Source organism: Shigella sp. FC1567 (assembly GCF_001743015.1).
Lineage (GTDB): Bacteria > Pseudomonadota > Gammaproteobacteria > Enterobacterales > Enterobacteriaceae > Escherichia > Escherichia coli.
This window is the reverse complement of the sequence record NZ_MIIV01000285.1, coordinates 1-1,238: the sequence shown is the minus strand read 5'-3', so window position 1 is coordinate 1,238 and position 1,238 is coordinate 1. Positions and strand designations below refer to the sequence as shown.

The following is a 1,238-nucleotide window of genomic DNA, read 5'->3' as shown; positions in this document are numbered from 1 at the left end:
CTGCCGGAATGGCCTTCCAACCGTGTTGACGAACTCCTGCCATGGAACGTAGCACTCACCAATAAATAAGCGTCAATACGGTGCTCCGTTGACGCTTACTATCGTATTGATTGATCTGCATCAAATTAACGTAAAAGCAACTTCAGATAATACAAATCAGCAACACTGAATATGGGGAAACATTATGTCATCAAAGAACAGAACCCGCAGAACAACAACCCGCAACATCCGATTTCCAAACCAGATGATTGAACAAATTAACATCGCTCTTGATCTGAAAGGTTCAGGAAACTTTTCAGCGTGGGTTATTGAAGCCTGCAGGAGAAGGCTGGCAACAGATGCAACGCATCTGCGCCCGGCCAGCATGAAAAATAACGAGAAATGAACGTTCGGTTACAGGAGCAGGTACCCACTGTCCTCCAACAATATTTCATCTTCATATCCGACGGAACAAGACTTACCCTGCCGGGATGTACAGAATAACAACAGAGTGATAATTAATTTCTGATGAAATAATCAGGGTGCAGAAGGACTAAAGATAAACGTTTTCTTCACGCCTTTACACGGCCTGTCCTTCTCAAATCGCCATTTTGCCATCGCCTTTACAACCTGCTCATCAAACAAATGGTGCGGCTCTGAACGGATAAACTCAATTCGGGTGACAGTACCATCAGCACCAATATCAAACTTCACATCAACCCGTCCCTTTATATAATTTGCCGCTGCATAGGCCGGATATTGTGGTAATGCCTTAACCAACTGTCGGGGCATATCTGTTTTATGTTGCGTACAGCCCATAACCAGAGAAGGCAACAAAATAATTAACGGAAGGTTTCTTTTCATTTTCATTCCCGGCACAGATAAGAATAAGTCTTATTCTAACAATGCCACCCTGTCGGTCTGAGGTGTACTGGCAATAGCGGACACTACCATTTGTTCTTTTTTTAAGCAGGCATCTGATGATATTTTTCCCTGAAGGCTGCCGGGGAGATATTCCCCAGACGAGAGTGACGACGCTGACGATTGTAGAAAATCTCAATGTATTCCCGTATTACTGAGATGGCTTCATCCCGGTTATTAAAACGATAGTGGCTCAGGCTCTCATTTTTCAGCGTTCCCCAGAAGCTTTCCATCGGAGCGTTGTCGTAACAGTGACCTTTACGCGACATTGATGTTTTCAGACCAGACTGCTCCTGTATGACCCGGTAATCGTATGCGCAGTACTGTGAACCTCGATC

At 44.6% G+C, this 1,238-nt stretch carries 4 protein-coding genes; 2 read left to right on the top strand and 2 right to left on the bottom strand.

Going from position 1 to position 1,238, the window contains the following annotated elements:
* Nucleotides 1-69 (top strand): hypothetical protein (locus BHE85_RS28455; protein ID WP_369803596.1); only part of this gene is annotated, 69 nt, incomplete at its 5' end.
* A gap of 115 nt (nucleotides 70-184) precedes the next feature.
* Complete coding sequence (locus tag BHE85_RS15805; RefSeq protein WP_024258772.1) at nucleotides 185-385, top strand: YlcI/YnfO family protein; 201 nt, start codon at nucleotides 185-187, stop codon at nucleotides 383-385.
* Nucleotides 386-516: 131 nt separating this feature from the next.
* Here BHE85_RS15805 and BHE85_RS15800 read toward each other — a convergent pair whose 3' ends face one another.
* Together BHE85_RS15800 and BHE85_RS15795 are read right to left on the bottom strand one after the other, a co-directional pair.
* A complete protein-coding gene (locus tag BHE85_RS15800; protein WP_039064171.1) occupies nucleotides 517-843 on the bottom strand; it encodes a TonB family protein in 327 nt (108 codons plus the stop codon).
* Between the two features lie 101 nt (nucleotides 844-944).
* Nucleotides 945-1,238 (bottom strand): integrase core domain-containing protein (locus BHE85_RS15795; RefSeq protein WP_146627968.1); only part of this gene is annotated, 294 nt, incomplete at its 5' end.

Excerpts from the sequence above, each read along its gene's own strand:
- BHE85_RS15800 (WP_039064171.1), bottom strand. The coding sequence starts at position 843 with ATGAAAAGAAACCTTCCGTTAATTATTTTGTTGCCTTCTCTGGTTATG.
- BHE85_RS15805 (WP_024258772.1), top strand. The coding sequence starts at position 185 with ATGTCATCAAAGAACAGAACCCGCAGAACAACAACCCGCAACATCCGA.